16 protein-coding genes are annotated in these 16,970 nt (G+C 60.6%); 10 read left to right on the plus strand and 6 right to left on the minus strand.

What is annotated here, in order from left to right; translation table 11 throughout:
• Positions 1-111 precede the first annotated feature (111 nt).
• Positions 112-981, plus strand: a complete 870-nt coding sequence (gene rfbA, locus GQF03_RS08550; RefSeq protein WP_161338819.1) for a glucose-1-phosphate thymidylyltransferase RfbA — start codon at positions 112-114, stop codon at positions 979-981.
• Positions 982-984: 3 nt separating this feature from the next.
• Here the strand turns inward: rfbA and cysN are convergent, their stop codons facing one another.
• Both cysN and cysD read right to left on the minus strand, forming a co-directional pair.
• Entirely contained in the window at positions 985-2,883 is a 1,899-nt protein-coding gene (gene cysN, locus GQF03_RS08555; RefSeq protein ID WP_161338820.1) for a sulfate adenylyltransferase subunit CysN, read from the minus strand.
• A complete protein-coding gene (gene cysD, locus GQF03_RS08560; RefSeq protein ID WP_161338821.1) occupies positions 2,883-3,791 on the minus strand; it encodes a sulfate adenylyltransferase subunit CysD in 909 nt (302 codons plus the stop codon). Before cysD ends, cysN begins: the two co-directional genes overlap by 1 nt.
• Positions 3,792-4,102: 311 nt before the next feature.
• On the opposite strand from cysD, the gene GQF03_RS08565 reads away from it, so the two are divergent.
• From GQF03_RS08565 to GQF03_RS08605, 9 genes are all read left to right on the plus strand, one after another.
• On the plus strand, positions 4,103-4,735 hold the full coding sequence (locus tag GQF03_RS08565) for a paraquat-inducible protein A (protein ID WP_161338822.1): 633 nt from the start codon (positions 4,103-4,105) through the stop codon (positions 4,733-4,735).
• Positions 4,732-5,373 (plus strand): paraquat-inducible protein A, encoded by a 642-nt coding sequence (locus tag GQF03_RS08570; protein WP_161338823.1) that lies wholly within the window; start codon positions 4,732-4,734, stop codon positions 5,371-5,373. Before GQF03_RS08565 ends, GQF03_RS08570 begins: the two co-directional genes overlap by 4 nt.
• Entirely contained in the window at positions 5,357-7,069 is a 1,713-nt protein-coding gene (locus tag GQF03_RS08575; RefSeq protein WP_161338824.1) for a PqiB family protein, read from the plus strand. The genes GQF03_RS08570 and GQF03_RS08575 overlap by 17 nt, the downstream gene beginning before the upstream one ends.
• A 3-nt stretch (positions 7,070-7,072) precedes the next feature.
• Positions 7,073-7,699 (plus strand): PqiC family protein, encoded by a 627-nt coding sequence (locus GQF03_RS08580; RefSeq protein WP_161338825.1) that lies wholly within the window; start codon positions 7,073-7,075, stop codon positions 7,697-7,699.
• Positions 7,699-9,243, plus strand: coding sequence for an alkaline phosphatase family protein (locus GQF03_RS08585; protein WP_161338826.1), 1,545 nt, complete (start codon positions 7,699-7,701; stop codon positions 9,241-9,243). Before GQF03_RS08580 ends, GQF03_RS08585 begins: the two co-directional genes overlap by 1 nt.
• A gap of 1 nt (position 9,244) precedes the next feature.
• On the plus strand, positions 9,245-9,895 hold the full coding sequence (locus GQF03_RS08590; protein WP_161338827.1) for a class II aldolase/adducin family protein: 651 nt from the start codon (positions 9,245-9,247) through the stop codon (positions 9,893-9,895).
• A 1-nt stretch (position 9,896) separates the two neighbouring features.
• Positions 9,897-10,193, plus strand: coding sequence for a putative quinol monooxygenase (locus GQF03_RS08595; protein WP_161338828.1), 297 nt, complete (start codon positions 9,897-9,899; stop codon positions 10,191-10,193).
• An 85-nt stretch (positions 10,194-10,278) separates the two neighbouring features.
• Positions 10,279-10,746: a MaoC family dehydratase gene (locus GQF03_RS08600; RefSeq protein ID WP_161338829.1), complete on the plus strand. Its 468-nt coding sequence runs from the start codon at positions 10,279-10,281 to the stop codon at positions 10,744-10,746.
• Between the two features lie 36 nt (positions 10,747-10,782).
• The gene (locus tag GQF03_RS08605) at positions 10,783-11,700 is read left to right on the plus strand and encodes an SDR family NAD(P)-dependent oxidoreductase (RefSeq protein WP_161338830.1); all 918 of its coding nucleotides are present in this window, start codon (positions 10,783-10,785) and stop codon (positions 11,698-11,700) included.
• Here GQF03_RS08605 and hutU read toward each other — a convergent pair.
• Genes hutU through hutI form a run of 4 tightly spaced genes read right to left on the minus strand, consistent with a single transcriptional unit; the run spans position 11,697 to position 16,951 of the window.
• Entirely contained in the window at positions 11,697-13,370 is a 1,674-nt protein-coding gene (gene hutU, locus GQF03_RS08610) for a urocanate hydratase (protein ID WP_161338831.1), read from the minus strand. The two genes, GQF03_RS08605 and hutU, sit on opposite strands and share 4 nt — an antisense overlap.
• An 11-nt stretch (positions 13,371-13,381) precedes the next feature.
• Positions 13,382-14,191, minus strand: coding sequence for an N-formylglutamate deformylase (gene hutG, locus GQF03_RS08615; RefSeq protein ID WP_161338832.1), 810 nt, complete (start codon positions 14,189-14,191; stop codon positions 13,382-13,384).
• A gap of 1 nt (position 14,192) precedes the next feature.
• Positions 14,193-15,740, minus strand: coding sequence for a histidine ammonia-lyase (gene hutH / locus GQF03_RS08620; RefSeq protein ID WP_161338833.1), 1,548 nt, complete (start codon positions 15,738-15,740; stop codon positions 14,193-14,195).
• Positions 15,737-16,951, minus strand: coding sequence for an imidazolonepropionase (hutI, locus tag GQF03_RS08625; RefSeq protein WP_161338834.1), 1,215 nt, complete (start codon positions 16,949-16,951; stop codon positions 15,737-15,739). The genes hutH and hutI overlap by 4 nt, the downstream gene beginning before the upstream one ends.
• Between the last annotated feature and the right edge of the window lie 19 nt (positions 16,952-16,970).

A 16,970-nucleotide genomic window follows, 5' to 3' on the forward strand; every position in this document is an offset into this window, starting at 1 on the left:
TCCGCACCGTGACCGCACGCGGCGGCGGGGGTAATAAAATTTAAACTCTATGCCGCTAATGTTATGCTATATCCCTGAACAGTATGTATTAACGGTGTAGAGACAAAATTCATGGCGCATAAAGGCATTATTCTCGCGGGCGGCACGGGCAGCCGGCTTCATCCCCTGACACTCGGGGTCAGCAAGCAGCTGATGCCGATCTATGACAAGCCGATGATCTATTACCCGCTGACGACCCTGATGCTGGCGGATATCCGGGATATCCTGATCATCACGACGCCGGAGGAACAGGCGGTATTCCAGCGCGTGCTGGGCGATGGGGCGCGTTGGGGGTTGAATCTTACCTATGCGGCACAGCCGTCGCCCGATGGCCTCGCGCAGGCCTTCATCATCGGTGCGGAGCATATCGGCGACGATCACTCTGCACTGATCCTCGGCGATAATATCTTCTATGCCAACCGGTTCAGCCTGCTGCTACAAAACGCCAAGGCGCGGGAGGTCGGCGCGACAATTTTCGGCTACCATGTTTCCGACCCGGAAAATTACGGCGTTGCTGAATTTGATGAGGCAGGTAAAGTCATCGGGGTTGAGGAAAAACCCAAAAACCCGAAATCGAATTTCGCCCTTACAGGGCTGTATTTCTACGACAATCAGGTAGTGGAATTTGCAAAGCAGCTGAAGCCAAGCGCGCGCGGGGAACTGGAGATTACCGACCTCAACCGTCTCTATCTTGAACGGGGCCAGCTCAGCGTGGAGTTGCTGGGCCGCGGCAGCGCCTGGCTTGATACCGGAACCCACGACAACCTGCTGGAAGCGTCCCATTTCGTGCAGACGATCGAGAAGCGGCAGGGCCTTAAAATCGCCTGTCCCGAGGAAATCGCCTATCAGAAGAAATTCATCACGGCCGACGAACTGGCCGCCCTCGCCGAACCGCTCCGCAAGAGCGGCTATGGCGAGTATCTGCTTAATCTTCTAAAATAGACCCTAGATAAATCCGCGCTGTTCGAGAACCGCAATGATCTGATCGGCGGCGTCTTCCGGACTTGTCCTGCCGCCGTCGATGATGATCTCGGCATTCTCCGGCCGTTCGTAATCAGACGAGATGCCGGTGAAATTCTTGATTTCCCCGGCGCGCGCCTTTTTATACAAGCCCTTGATATCGCGGGCCTCGCAAATCTCGAGCGGGGTATCGACGAAGACTTCCAGAAACTCGCCATCCTCCAGCAGGCCACGGGCCATCTGGCGCTCGCTCCGGAAGGGGGAGATGAAGGAGACGAGGGTGATCAGCCCCGCATCCACCATCAGCTTCGCGGTCTCGCCGACGCGGCGGATATTCTCCACCCGGTCGGCATCGGTAAAGCCGAGATCCTTGTTCAGCCCGTGCCGCACGTTATCGCCATCGAGCAGATAGGTATGCTTGTTCAGGGCATGGAGTTTTTTCTCGACCAGGTTGGCGATCGTCGACTTGCCCGAGCCCGAAAGCCCGGTGAACCAGAGGACGGAGGCTTTCTGTCCCTTCTGCTCGGCCCGGGCCTCCTTATGGATATCGACCGACTGCCAATGGATATTTTCGGCGCGGCGGAGGGCAAAATCGATCATCCCCGCGGCCACCGTCGCATTGGTGAAGCGGTCGATCAGGATGAAGGCGCCGGTCGCCGGTATCTTCGTGTAGGGATCGAAGGAAATCGCCTTGTCGAGCGACAGGTTACAAACGCCGATCTCGTTAAGCTCCAGCGTTTTCGAGGCCATATGCTCCATGGTATTGACATTGACCTTGTATTTCAGATCGCTGATCCGCGCCGCCGTCGTCCCGGTGCCGAGTTTCAGCAGATAGGTCCGGCTCGGCAGCATCGGCTCCGCGCTCATCCAGACGACTTTCGCCTCGAACTGATCAGCGGTCGCCGGGCGGTCGTTCGCGGCGCAGAGGATATTGCCGCGGCTGATGTCGATCTCATCCTCGAGCGTGAGCGTCACGGCCTGGCCGGCAATCGCCACTTCAAGGTCGCCATCGAAGGTGACGATGCGCGCAACCCGGCTGCTGCGGCCCGAGGCGGGCTCGACGATGGCGTCGCCGACACGGAGGGTACCGCTCGCGATGGTTCCGGAAAAACCCCGGAAATCGAGGTTCGGCCGGTTCACCCACTGCACGGGCATGCGGAAGGGGCGGGAGAGATCCTCCGCGCCGATCTCGACGGTCTCGAGATAGTCGAGCACGCTCGGCCCATCGTACCAGGGCATGGCCTCGCTCGCGCCGATCATATTGTCGCCCTTGAGGGCCGAGACCGGAATGGAGGTGACGTCGTCGAAGCCGAGCTGCGCCGCAAATTTCGCGTAATCTGCCTTGATCCGCTCGAACACTGCCGCGTCATAGCCGACAAGGTCCATCTTGTTGACGGCCAGCACGACTTTCTTGATCCCGAGAAGCGAGACGAGATAGCTGTGCCGCATGGTCTGGATCAGCACTCCTTTTCGCGCATCGATCAGGATGACCGCGAGATCGGCGGTCGAGGCGCCGGTCACCATGTTGCGGGTATATTGCTCATGCCCGGGGGTGTCGGCGACGATGAATTTGCGCTTGTCGGTGGCGAAAAAACGGTAGGCGACGTCGATGGTGATGCCCTGTTCGCGCTCCGCCTGCAAGCCGTCGAGCAGCAGCGCATAGTCGATTTCCCCGTTCTGGGTGCCGACGCGCTTGCTTTCCGCGGTGAGGGTCGCGAGCTGATCCTCGAACAATAGCTTCGAATCCCACAGAAGGCGGCCGATAAAGGTGCTCTTGCCGTCATCGACGCTGCCGCAGGTGATGAAGCGGAGAAGGTTTTTCTGTTCCTGGGTCTTCAGATAGGCGTCGATTTCCGCCGCCGCCGTCACGGATAGCTCGTTCATCAGAAATAGCCCTCCTGCTTCTTCTTCTCCATCGATCCGGCCTGGTCCTTGTCGATCAGCCGGCCCTGCCGCTCCGACGTGCGGGCGACGAGCATTTCCTGGATGATCTCGGGCAGGGTGGCGGCGGTCGATTCTATCGCGCCGGTCAGCGGATAGCAGCCGAGAGTGCGAAAGCGGATGGATTTCATCATCGGCGTCTCCCCCTCCTTCAGCGGCATCCGCTCGTCATCGACCATGATTAGCATGCCGTCGCGCTCGACCACCGGGCGCTCGGCCGCGAAATAGAGCGGCACGATCGGAATATCCTCCATATAGATATATTGCCAGATATCGAGCTCGGTCCAGTTGGAGAGGGGGAAGGCGCGGATGCTCTCGCCCTTGCGGACGCGGCCGTTATAGAGGTTCCAGAGTTCCGGCCGCTGGTTCTTGGGATCCCAGCGATGGCTCTCGCTGCGGAAGGAGAAGACGCGTTCCTTGGCGCGGCTCGCTTCCTCGTCGCGGCGGGCCCCACCGAAGGCCGCATCGAATTTATACTGATTGAGCGCCTGTTTCAGCGCCTCCGTCTTCATCACGTCGGTATGCAGGGCCGAGCCATGGGTGAAGGGGCCGATCCCCTGTTGCACGCCGTCGGCATTGATATGCACAAGCAGCTCCAGCCCGTACTCCCGCACGATGGTGTCGCGGAAATGGATCATGTCGCGGAACTTCCAGGTGGTGTCGACATGAAGCAGCGGAAAGGGAACCGGGGAGGGATGGAAGGCCTTCCGCGCGAGATGCAAGAGAACCGCCGAATCCTTGCCGATCGAATAGAGCATGACCGGTTTCTCGAACTCCGCGACGACCTCCCGGAAGATATGGATGCTTTCCGCCTCAAGCTGCCTGAGATGGGTTAATCGCGTCATGCTCATTATGTCGTCTCTGTTCCACTGTCACTGCGCCGATGCGCTGCTTTCGCGCTTGGGCTTACATAATATCCGGGCATCCCACAAGAAGAAACACCCCTATTATACGATAAAAAAATGTGAAATATTGCATTTTGCATAATTTTATCGTGTAAATATGGAGATAGGAAGCCCGATGCGCCGCGGCAATAGCTTTATATGCGAAGGGGTGATAATCCGCCGAATACCGTGAATGGAAAAATCGTGATGGAAATCAATTGAATGCGGCGCGGATGCCCTTTATTCTCTGGGCCGGGATCGATTGATGAAAGTATGGCATGGCGATCGACAGTAATTTTACCTATACCGAGGCCTATCTTGCCTGCCCGGAATGCGACCTTGTCCATGCGGTTCCGTCAATCAGGGAGGGGGAGCAGGGACGGTGCATCCGATGCGGCGCGCTGCTGTTCGTCCGCCACAAGGACAGCCTCGACCGGGCGCTCGCCTTCGCGATGACGGGGCTCATGTTTTTCATCCTCGCCAATATGTTCCCGCTGCTGACCTTCGAGATGGAGGGGCGGTCGGAATCCAACCGGCTGATCGACGGTGCCATCGCCTTCTGGACCGCCGGCTATTGGGAGCTCGGCATTGTTGTCTTTATTTTCAGCGTCGTCGCGCCGCTGGCGGTTCTGCTCGTCCTGATTACGCTTCTCCTGCCGATGCGTCTCGGTAAGGCGCCGCCAAGCCCGCAGCTTCAGGTGCGCATCCTCACGCATCTCAAGCCATGGGCGATGTCGGAGATTTTCATTCTCGGCATCATCGTCGCCTTCGTGAAGCTGCAGGATTTTGCCGACGTCAGCGTCGGCCTGTCGCTTTTCGCCTTCGTCCTGATGGTGGCGGCGACGGTGATGGCCTATATGACCCTCGATGAAGGCGCGCTCTGGAGCCGCCTTAAGGAGATTCAGGCGTGAGCGCGGCGGGCGTCACAGCGAAATCGCTCGGCGCGCTGTCGTGCCATGTCTGCGGGCTGCTGGTCTCCGGATCTTATAGCGCCGCTCATTCCGCCCGCTGTCCGCGCTGCGACGCGGCCCTGCACAGCCGCAAGGTCAACAGCATGCACCGGACCTGGGCGCTGCTGATCGCGGCGGGGGTTCTCTATATTCCGGCCAATGTCTATCCGGTGCTGACGCTGGTATCCTTTGGCCGCGCAACGACCAACACGATCATGGGCGGCGTCATCGAGCTGGTCCATTCCGGACAGATCGTGATCGCCGTGATCGTCTTCGTTGCCAGTGTCTTCGTGCCGATCTTCAAAATTGCCGCTTTACTTTTCCTGGTGCTTTCGGTGCAATTGCGCATGAAGGCACGCCCGCGCGCCCGGACGTTGCTGTACCGGTTCACCGAATTTATCGGTCGCTGGTCGATGATCGATATCTTCATGATCTCGATCCTGATCGCGCTGGTGAAGCTGCAGGCGCTGGCGACGGTGACGGCGGGGCCGGGGGCGATTGCCTTTGCCGCAGTGGTGATTCTGACGATGTTTGCGGCGATGACCTTTGATCCGCGTTTGATCTGGGATGCAGAAGGGGAGGATGATGACGGACGATAATGCGCATAAACTGCCGGAGGCCAAGATCCGGCGCGGATATGCCAGTCTGATGAGTATCTGGATCGTGCCGGTCATCGCGCTCGGGGTCGCGGTATACCTCATTGTCCAAACGGTGGCGGAGCGGGGCGCGGAAATCTCCGTCGTCTTCGATGACGCGGAGGGCATGATTCCCGGCAAGACGCAGCTCAAATACAAGGATGTCACGATCGGCACCTTGAACCGGATAGACATCCTCGACGACGACAAGGGCGTATCGCTCGTCATCGACGTCAACCGGACGGCGGACAAATATCTCACCGATACGGCCAGCTTCTGGATCGTCGCCCCGGCCATCGGGTTTCAGGGGATCACGGGCTTGCAGACGCTGCTCTCCGGCTCCTTCATCGAGATTGATCCGGGCAAGGGCGGCAAGCGGCAGACGGAATTCACCGGGCTCAAGACGCCGCCCGTCATCACCTCCAACGACAAGGGGACGGAATATATCCTCTCGACGGAGAAGCTCAGCAACATCAATCGCGGCACGCCGGTCATCTACAAGGGCCTCGTTGTCGGCAGCATCCTCGGCTACCGCCTTGCCGAGGACAAGAAGGCGGTGGATGTCTACGCCTTCGTGCAGGCGCCCTATGACGATCTGGTGCTGGAAGGGACGCAATTCTGGAATGCCGGCGGCATCAATGTGTCGGTCTCGACCGCCGGCCTCGAGGTTGGCGCCAGTTCCCTGCAAAGCCTGATCGCCGGTGCCGTCGAATTTTCGACGCCGCGTCTCTACCAGAATACCTTCAAGGCGGAGGCGCGCCACGAATTCAAGCTCTATGACAACATCAAGGCGAAGGAGGATGCCCGCTTCACGGAGAAGGTCGTCTATGTCCTTTATTTTGACGGCTCCGTCAGCGGCCTCACGGTCGGCGCCAATGTCGAGTTCAAGGGCATCAAGATCGGCAGCGTTCGCGAGATCAGCCTCGAAATCGACGAGGCGAACCAGAAATTCTATATCCCGGTGCTGATCGAGGTCGAGCCGCAGCGGATCAGCCTCACCGACAACGGGCAGAAAATCCGATCGGTGCTCGAGACGCGGGAGCTGCGGCAGAAAATCATCAAGGACCTGATCGAGCGCGGCCTCAAGGCCAAGCTGAAAAACGCCAACTTCCTGACCGGGCAGCTTATCGTCGAGCTTGACCTGGTGCCGGAGAAAGAGGCGGTCTATGTCGCGACGAGCGGGCGCTACCCGGAGATTCCAACAGTCCCGGCGGATCTAGAGGCGATTACCGCGTCCGTCACCGAGATCATGGCGAAGATCAACAAACTGCCGATCGAGGAGCTCGGGCAGAACCTCAACGGCACGGTCGCCGGGCTGGACAAGTTCATCAATTCCGGCGAATTGCAGAAAACCATCGATGAATATCGCAAGCTGGCGGTGTCGGTGCGCGTGGTGGCGGAGAATATCGACACCAAGACCCTGCCCAACATCGGCCGGACGATCGAGGATATCCGCGATGCCATCAACAAGATCGATGCGACGCTCGTCTCCGCCGAAACCATGTTCAGTTCGGTCAACGGGCTGATTGCCGACGGCTCGCCGTTCAAATATGATCTGACCAACATGCTGCAGGAACTGGCGGCGGCAAGCCGGGCGGTGCGCAGCCTTGCGGATTTCCTCGAACGGAACCCGAGTTCCCTGATCAGTGGAAAGAGATGACCTATGACCTTGCCTAGCCTGCGCCCAATTGGACGAATTTTTGCGATCCTCCTGCTGATGGCCCCCTCGGCCTGCGGCGGCCTGCCGGGATCGGCGCCGACCAATTTCTATATCCTGAAAACGGCGGTCGGCCTGACGGCGGATAGCGGCCTGTCGCTTGCCGAGGGGGCCACCGTCGGCATCGGTCCGGTGCAGATTCCGGGATATGCCGACCGGCCGCAGATCGTCACATTCGGCAGCGGCGCCGAGATCAATGTGTCCGATTTCGACCATTGGGCGGAACCCTTAAGCGATGCCATCAAGCGGGTGCTGACCAGCAATATCGCGACCCTGATCGGCGCGGAAAGGGTCTTCGCCTATCCCGCCGATTTCCGACCGACGAAGCAGTCGCTTCAGGTGGCCGTCAATGTCATCGATATCACCGAGACGGGGGCGGGCGTCGCGCGCCTCACGGTGCGTTGGCATATCAAGGCGCTCTATGACAATGTCGTGCTCGCGCGCCATGCGAAAACCTATGAGTCGGCGGCGACGCCCGGCGATTACAACAGCTACGCCAATGCGCTCAGCAAGCTGCTGGGGGAGCTTTCGCAGGATATCGCCGCGTCGCTCAACGGGCTGAACATTTCCTGATGACGAAAACCAATGTTCTTTTCGTCACGCTGGACCAGTGGCGGGCCGACCATCTCGGCGCGACGGGCAATCCGATCATCAGGACGCCGAACCTGGACGCCCTCGCCGGTGAGGGGGTTGCCTTTCTCAATCATTTTACCTGCATTGCCCCTTGCGGTCCGTCGCGCACCACGTTTCTCACCGGCATTTATCCGAGCAATCACCGCTCCATCCGGAACGGCACGCCGCTCAATCACAGCCTGACCAATCTCGCGCTGGAGGCGCGCAGCTCCGGCTATGATCCGACCCTCTGGGGTTATACGGACACGACCCCGGATCCGCGCATACTGGGGGAGGATCATGAGGCATTCCTCACCTATGAGGGCGTCATGCCGGGCTTCACCGTGGGCCAGCAGCTGGCGGCGAACAGCATACCCTGGCTCGATTATCTCGCGGCGAAGGGCTACGAGATTCCAGGGCCAGGCTATGCGATCTATCATCCCGATCCCGCCTATCAATTGCCGCCGGGCCGCCACCCGCTGTTCGCGCCGAGCCGGTTCAAGGCGGAGGACAGCGAGACCCACTGGCTCGCCGACAAGCTGATCGCGGATCTGGAGGCAAAGCCGTCAACCGCCTTTTTCCATCACCTGACCTTCCTGCGGCCGCATCCGCCCTTTATCTCGCCGCCGGAATATCATGACCGTTACGATCCGGCGGACATGCCGCCGCCGGTGCAGGGCGCGACGCGCGATGAAATGCGGGCAATGCATCCGGCCCTCGGCCTCCTCTACGAGATGATCCCGCAGAGCGCCTTTTTCATGGGCGGAGAGGGCCGCGCGGTCGATCTTGATGACGCGGCGGTGGCGCAGCTTCGCGCCACCTATCAGGCGTTGATCACCGAGGCGGATAACAACCTCGGCCGCATCATCGCGACATTGAAGGCGCAGGGCCGCTATGACGAGACGCTGATCGTCGTCACCTCCGATCATGGGGAGCAGCTCGGCGATCATTACCTCTGGGGAAAAATCGGCTTTTATGACGAGAGTTTCCATATCCCGCTGATCATCAAGCCGCCGAAAAGCTGGAAGGCAAGCGGCGGGCGCCAGGTGAGCGAATTTACCGAATCCGTCGATCTGATGCCGACCATTCTTGAAGGACTGGGCCGCCCGGTCCCGCGCCAATGTGACGGCCATTCCCTGATGCCATTCCTGCGCGGGGAAACGCCCGCGAAATGGCGCCGCGCGGTGCATTGGCTCTATGATTTCCGCGATCCCGTCGACAGCCTGCCGGAGAAGCGGCTCGGTATTTCGTCCAGGGAATGCAATCTTCTTGTCCATCGCGACGCCGAGTTCAAATATGTGCATTTCGCCGCCCTGCCGCCGCTCCTGTTCGACATGAAGAACGACCCGGACGAGACGCGCAATCTCGCCGAGGAACCGGATTACCAGGGCGTCGTCCTCGACTGCCTGCAGGAGCTGCTGTCTTGGCGGATGCGTTATGAATACGGGGAACTCGCGAATTTAAGCACGTCGGACAAGGGCCTCGTCGGCAATCGGATTTATTGACATGAACGGCCTTGCAGAGCGACAGGAACTGATTGCGACCGTGCGGAAGATGAACGCGCTCGGCATCAATCAGGGAACCTCGGGCAATGCCAGCGTCCGCCTTGGGGGCGGCTATCTGATCACGCCGTCGGGCATGGCCTATGACGACCTCAAGCCCGAGGATATTGTCGAGATGTCCTTCGATGGGGAAGTGAGCGGCAAGCGCAATCCGTCGAGCGAATGGCGGTTCCATCACGACCTGTTGGCGGCGCGGTCGGAGTTCGGCGCGGTGGTGCATACCCATGGCAAGGGGGTGATGACGCTCGCCTGCCAGCGGATGGAATTGCCGCCCTTTCATTATATGATCGCGGTGGCGGGCGGCAATACGATCCGCTGCGCCGATTATGCGACCTTCGGCACGCAGGAACTTTCCGATAACGCACTGAAGGCGATTGAGGGGCGCAAAGCCTGCCTGCTCGCCAATCATGGCCTGCTGGCGGCGGAGGCGAGCCTTGCGCGGGCGCTGGCGCTCGCCGTCGAGGTGGAGACGCTCTGCGAAACCTACTGGCGCATCCTGCAGATCGGCGATCCGGTCCTCTTGACTGAGGCGGAAATGGAGGAGGTCAGGGCGCAGTTCACGAAAGGCTATGGCATGCCACAGGGAGGAAAATGAAATGACGACAAGCAGACTGGCGGTGACGGCGCGTTTCGATATTATTCCAGGAAAAGAGGCGGCCTTCATGAAGGAAATGAAGAAGCAGGCGGAAAATTCCCTCAGCCTGGAGCCTGACTGCCATTATTTCGACATCTGCGTCGATGTGGATAATCCCGGCCGGATCATCCTCTATGAGCTATACGAGGACGCGGCGGCCTTCGAGGAGCATCTCGCCTCCCGCCATTTCGCCGAGTTTGTCGAGACGATCACGCCGATGATAACGGCCAAGGAGATCGAACGCTGGAACCGCGTCTGAATTTCGCGGCCGAGGAATAGGGACTATCGCGGGCGCAAAAAATTCGCTAGAAAAACTGCTCAAATTGATTTGGAAGGAAACAATAATGACAATGACACTATCCAAAGCCGATTTTTTGAATTCTGTCGGCACCGTCTACGGACCCGGCGAGTGGTTCAAGGTCGATCAGGACCGCATCAATAAATTCGCCGAGGCGACGGACGATTTCCAGTTCATCCATGTCGACCCGGAACGCGCGGCCAAGGAAACGCCTTTCGGCTCGACCATCGCCCATGGCTTCCTGACCCTGTCGCTGCTGGCCGGGCTGGTCCCGAAAATCCAGCCGAAGGTCGAGAATGTCCAGATGGGCATCAACTATGGTATCGACAAGCTGCGGTTCCTGCAGCCGGTCAAGGTGGACAGCGAAATCCGCGTCACCGCCAAGGTGCTCAGCATCGATGAGAAACGCCCGGGACAATATCTCACCAAGACCGAGGTAACCGTGGAAATCAAGGGATCGGACAAGCCGGCCCTGATTGTCGAATGGCTCGGCATGACCTTTGTTGGCGAATAAGAAAATTACGTAAAATCAAAACGTTAAGGAGAGAAGATGAGCATTCGGTTTGATGGCAGGGTGGCGATTGTCACCGGTGCCGGCAACGGTCTTGGGCGCAGCCATGCGCTCTGCCTTGCGGCGCGTGGCGCGAAAGTGGTTGTCAATGATCTTGGTGGATCGGTCGACGGCAGCGGCGGGTCTTCCGATGCGGCGAAGGCAGTTGTCGCCGAGATCGAGGCGGCGGGCGGCGAGGCGATCGCCAACGGCGCCAATGTCACGGATATGGCGCAGGTTGAGGCGATGGTGGCCGACGCCATGGATAAATGGCGCCGCGTCGACATCCTCGTGAATAACGCAGGGGTCCTCCGCGACAAGTCCTTCTCGAATGTCGAGATGAAGGACTTCTCCTTCGTGCTCGATGTGCATCTGATGGGCTCGGTCAATTGCTCCAAGGCGGTCTGGAACATCATGCGCGAGCAGAATTACGGCCGCATCGCCATGACGACGTCATCGAGCGGGCTTTACGGCAATTTCGGCCAGACCAACTATGGCGCCGCCAAGATGGGCGTGATCGGGTTGATGAACACGCTGGTGATCGAGGGCGCGAAATACGGCATCAAGGTGAACGCCCTCTCGCCCTGCGCCGCGACCCGGATGACCGAAGGGCTGATCCCTGACAATCTGCTTGAATTGCTGACACCGGAATCGGTGACCCCGGCGCTTCTTTATATCGTCTCCGACGACAGCCCCAACCGTACGATCATCACGGCGGGCGCGGGTACCTATGCGCGCAGCATCGTCTATGAGACGGGCGGCAAATGGCTCGCCGAAGACGAGAGGACGCCGGAGAAGATCGCCGAGCATTGGGCGGAAATCGCCGATCCGGCGACGCAGGCCGAATATACCAGCGGCAATGACCAGACGACCAATATGCTGACCAAGGCGGCGAACGGCCTCGGTATCAAGCTCTAGACGTTCTTCAGGAACGGCAGATTGAGGTCATTCTCTTTCGCACAGTCTATGGCCTCCTCATATCCGGCGTCGGCGTGACGCATCACGCCCGTCGCCGGATCATTGAAGAGAACGCGGGCGATGCGCTTGTCCGCTTCCTCGGTGCCGTCGCAGACAATCACCATCCCCGCATGCTGGGAAAAGCCCATGCCGACGCCGCCGCCATGATGCAGGCTGACCCAGGTCGCCCCGCTCGCGGTATTGAGGAGTGCATTGAGAAGCGGCCAGTCGGAGACCGCGTCCGATCCATCCTTCATCCCCTCCGTCTCCCGGTTGGGGCTGGCGACCGAGCCGCTATCCAGATGATCGCGGCCAATCACGATGGGGGCTTTCAGCTCTCCCGTCCGCACCATCTCGTTAAAAGCAAGGCCGAGGCGGTGGCGCTGACCTAGGCCCACCCAGCAGATGCGCGACGGCAGCCCCTGGAACTTGATGCGCTCCTTCGCCATGTCGAGCCAGTTGTGAAGATGCGCGTCATCGGGAATGAGCTCCTTCACCTTGGCGTCGGTCTTGAAGATATCCTCGGGATCGCCTGAGAGCGCGGCCCAGCGGAAGGGGCCGATGCCCCGGCAGAAGAGGGGGCGGATATAGGCGGGCACGAAGCCCGGGAAGTTAAACGCGCTGTCGACCCCCTGTTCCAGCGCGACCTGGCGGATATTATTGCCGTAATCAACAGTCGGGATGCCGCGCGCCTGGAATTCCAGCATCGCCCGCACTTGCACCGCCATGGACGCGCGCGCCGCCATTTCCACCGCCTTCGGATCGTTTTCGCGCATCTGTTCCCACTGATCCAAAGTCCAGCCCTGCGGCAGATAGCCATTGACCGGATCATGGGCGGAGGTCTGGTCGGTCACGAGGTCGGGGAGCATGTCGCCTTCGAGAATTTCCGGGAAGATATCGGCGGCATTGCCGAGCAACCCGACGGAGACCGGCTTGCCCCGCGCAATGGCATCGCGGAGGATGGCGAGCGCCTCTGGCAGGCTATCCGCCTTCTCATCGAGATAGCCCGAGCGCAGGCGGAAATCGATGCTGCTCGGCCGGCATTCCACGGCGAGCATGGAGGCACCGGCCATGGTCGCCGCGAGAGGCTGCGCCCCTCCCATGCCGCCGAGGCCGCCGGTCAGGATCCATTTGCCCGACAAATCGCCGCCGAAATGCTGCCGTCCGGCTTCGGCGAAGGTCTCATAGGTGCCCTGCACGATGCCCTGGCTACCGATATAAATCCAGGAGCCCGCGGTCATCTGGCCATACATCATCAGGCCCTTCTTATCGAGCTCGTTGAAATGATCCCAGTTGGCCCAATGCGGCACCAGGTTGGAATTGGCGATGAGCACGCGCGGCGCATTCTCATGGGTCTTGAAGATGCCGACGGCCTTGCCCGACTGGATAAGGAGCGTTTCATCGGCGTTGAGATCGCGGAGGGACCGCTGAATCTGATCAAAGCATTCCCAGTTGCGCGCGGCGCGGCCGATCCCGCCGTAAACCACCAGCTCCGCCGGGTTCTCCGCCACATCCGGATCGAGGTTGTTCATCAGCATCCGGAGCGGAGCCTCGGTCAGCCAGCTTTTGCAGGAAAGTTCCGGGCCCATCGGGGCCTTGATCACACGGCTGTTGTCTCGTCGGTTGGTCATAGGTCAATCCTTTATTTGGGCAGGCTGTTGCGCCCGTAGTCGAGCAGGGTTTCGAGAATCTGTTTCAATGTCGGTTGCAGCGCCGCGGCCTTCTCCGGCAGATAGGCGAAGGGGGCGTCTTCCTGCATGTAATCCTCCTGCGCGAGCTCCATCTGCAGCGCCTGAATATTATTTGCCGGATCGCCATAGTGGCGGGTGATATAACCGCCCTTGAACCGGCCGTTCACCGCATGGCTATAGGGGGAGGCGTGGGCGATTTTCCCAACGGCTCCGGTAAGCGCCGCATCCGCCGCAACCCCGTCTCCGGTGCCAATATTGAGCGTTGGCAGGCGCCCTTCGAAAAAGCGCGGCAGGACGGAGCGGATGGAATGGCAGTCATAGAGCAGCACATAGCCGTGCTGCGCCTTGATCCGCTCGATCTCCTCCGCCAGCACGTCGTGATAGGGCTGCCAGAAGACGCCGCGCCGCGTCTCGATTTCCTCCTCATCGGGTTCCAGCCCGTCGAGATAAAGCTTCGAATTATCGAACAGCGTTGTCGGGCAGAGTTCCGTAACGCTTTGCCCGGTATAGAGGGAGGTGCCCTTGGGGTCCCGGTTAAGATCGATCACATAGCGGGAAAACCGCGCGGTCACGACGGTCGCGTCCAGCTCCTCCGCCAGTCCCTGATAGAGCCGGTCAATATGCCAGTCCGTATCGGGGCGGGCCTTCGCCGCCTCCGTCAGGCGCCGTTCGATGGACGCCGGAATCTCAAGCCCGACATGCGGCTGGCTGAGGAGGAGCGGGGAGGCGCGCCGCGTTAAGGTAAAAACGTCACCTTGCATGCTAACTCTCCATTGTATCGGGAAGAAAGTCGGAGAACAGCCTCTTCAGGCTGCCGCTCATCACCAGCTTTTTCGCCGCCTCGATATCCGGCGCGAAGAAGCGATCCACGTCATAGGGCCGGGCAATTTTTCGGATTTCGCGGTGCAGTTTCTCAAGCGGTTTCGAGGTTTTGAGGGGGCTGCGGAGTTCAATTCCCTGCGTCGCCGCCAGCAGCTCGATCCCGACGATGGCCGCCGTATTCTCCGCCATGCGCAGGAGCCGCCGCGCGCCATGAGTCGCCATGCTGACATGATCCTCCTGATTGGCGGAGGTGGGGATACTGTCAACAGAGGCGGGGAAGGCCTGTTGCTTGTTCTCGCTGGTGAGCGCCGCCGCCGTCACATGGGCGATCATGAAACCGGAATTGATGCCGGCGCTGGTCACCAGAAAGGCGGGCAGGCCGCTGATCGAGGTATCGACGAGCATGGCGATGCGCCGTTCCGACATGGAACCGATCTCGGCGATGGCGAGCGCGAGGTTATCGGCGGCGAAGGCGACCGGCTCGGCATGGAAATTACCGCCGGAGATGACCTCGCCGGTCTCGACGAAGACCAGCGGATTGTCGGAAACGGCGTTCGCCTCGATGACGAGGACGCGGGCCGCATGGCGCATCTGGTCGAGGCAGGCGCCCATCACCTGCGGCTGGCAGCGCAGGCAGTAGGGATCCTGCACCTTCTCGCATTCGGCATGGGATTTGCGGATTTCGCTCCCCTCGATGAGCGCGCGGTAGCTTGCCGCCATCTCCATCTGCCCGATCTGGCCGCGCGCCGCGTGGATGCGGGTGTCAAACGGCGCGTCCGTGCCCTTCGCCGCGTCCAGCGACAGGCTGCCCGCGAGCGTCGCCGCGGCGAGCAGCTTTTCCGCCTCGAACAGCCCGGCGAGGGCCAGCGCGGTGGAGACCTGCGTCCCGTTCAGCAGTGCGAGACCCTCCTTGGGGCCGAGGGTGAGGGGCGTGAGGTTCATTGCCTTAAGCGTCGCATCCGCCGGAACGATCTCGCCGTTGAAGCGGACATCGCCGATACCCATCAGGGCGGCGGTCATATGGGCAAGCGGCGCCAGATCGCCGGACGCGCCGACCGATCCCTTCGCCGGGATGCAGGGATATATCCCGTGATCGAGGAATTCCATGAGGGCGTTGATTACCTCCATGCGGACGCCGGAAAAACCGCGGGCGAGGCTCGCTGTCTTCATTGCCATGACGAGACGGACAATATTGTCCTGCAGCAGCGGCCCGACGCCCGTCGAATGGGACAGCACAAGGTTTCTCTGCAGCGCCTCCAGTTTGTCCTTCGGGATAACTGCCTGCGCCAGGCGGCCGAAGCCGGTGTTGACGCCATAAACGGTCTTGTTCTTATCGACGATATTCCGGACGGCGGCGGCGCCCGCCTCGACGGCGTCGCGGCAGGCGGGATCGAGCGAGAGTTTGCGCCCGCCCTCATAGATCATCCGGAGTTCATCGAGCGTCAGATGTCCCGGCTCGAGAATAACGGCCTTCGAATTCGCGGTCATTGCAGGCCTCCATAATAGCGTGAATAGAGCGGGTTGGAACCGATAGCTTGTGTAAGCTCTGAAGGATGTTCGATATCCCAGATGGCGAGATCGGCCTGCTTGCCGGTCTCCAGCGTGCCGAGTGTCCGCGACAGGCCGAGGGCAGCGGCGGCATTGCGCGTGAATCCGGCCAGCGTCTCCTCCGGCGTCATCCGGAACAGCACCGCGGCCATGTTCATCATCAGTTGCGGGTTGGTGGTCGGCGAGGAGCCGGGGTTGCAGTCGGTAGCGAGCGCCATCGGCACGCCATGGTCGCGGAACAGCTGGATCGGCGGTTTTTGCGTCTCGCGGAGGTAATAGAAGGCGCCGGGCAGGATGACCGCGACCGTGCCCGCCTTGGCCATTTCCTTGACGCCCCGCTCGTCGAGATATTCCAGATGATCCGCCGAGAGCGCCCGAAAATGGGCAGCGAGTTCCGCGCCGTGCTGATTGCTGAGCTGTTCGGCATGGAGCTTGATGGGGATATTCAGCTTGTCGGCGGCCTTGAAAAGCTGGCGGACCTGCTCTTCCGAGAAGGCGATCTTCTCGCAGAAGGCGTCCACCGCATCGACAAGGCCGAGCGCGTGGATGGTCGGCAGCATCTCGTGGATGACCTTGGCCATATAGCCATCACTGTCTCCCGCGAATTCCGGCGGCAGCGCATGGGCGCCGAGAAAGGTTTTAACCACCCGGACCGGGTTGATCTCCCCCAGATGCTTGGCGGCCTCCAGCATTTTGACTTCGTTTTCGAGATCAAGGCCGTAGCCCGACTTGATCTCGACCGTGGTGACGCCCGCCGCCATCATCGCCTCAAGACGGACCTGGCTTTCGGCGGCGAGGTCGCTCTCGCTCGCCTCCCGCGTCGCCTTGACCGTGGAGAGAATGCCGCCACCCTTCGCGGCGATTTCCTCATAGGTCGCGCCGTTGAGGCTCATGTCGAATTCCCGGGCGCGGTTACCCGCATAGACAAGATGGGTGTGGCAGTCGATCAGCCCCGGTGTGATCCAGCGGCCCTCGAGATCGATGATGTCCCCGGCCTCAGGTGCGCCGTTCCCGGCAAGGCCGATCCAGCTGATCTTGTCGCCGGTGACGGCAAGGGCATCGGCATCGATCGCCCCGAAGGGCTCGTCCCCCGGCGCCATGGTCGCGAGGTGAGCATTGATGAAAAGCCTGTCAGCCGTCGCTTTCGCCATTTTTCCCCGCCTCCATTTT

Origin of the sequence: Sneathiella chungangensis (assembly GCF_009882935.1) — a bacterium.
GTDB lineage: Bacteria > Pseudomonadota > Alphaproteobacteria > Sneathiellales > Sneathiellaceae > Sneathiella > Sneathiella chungangensis.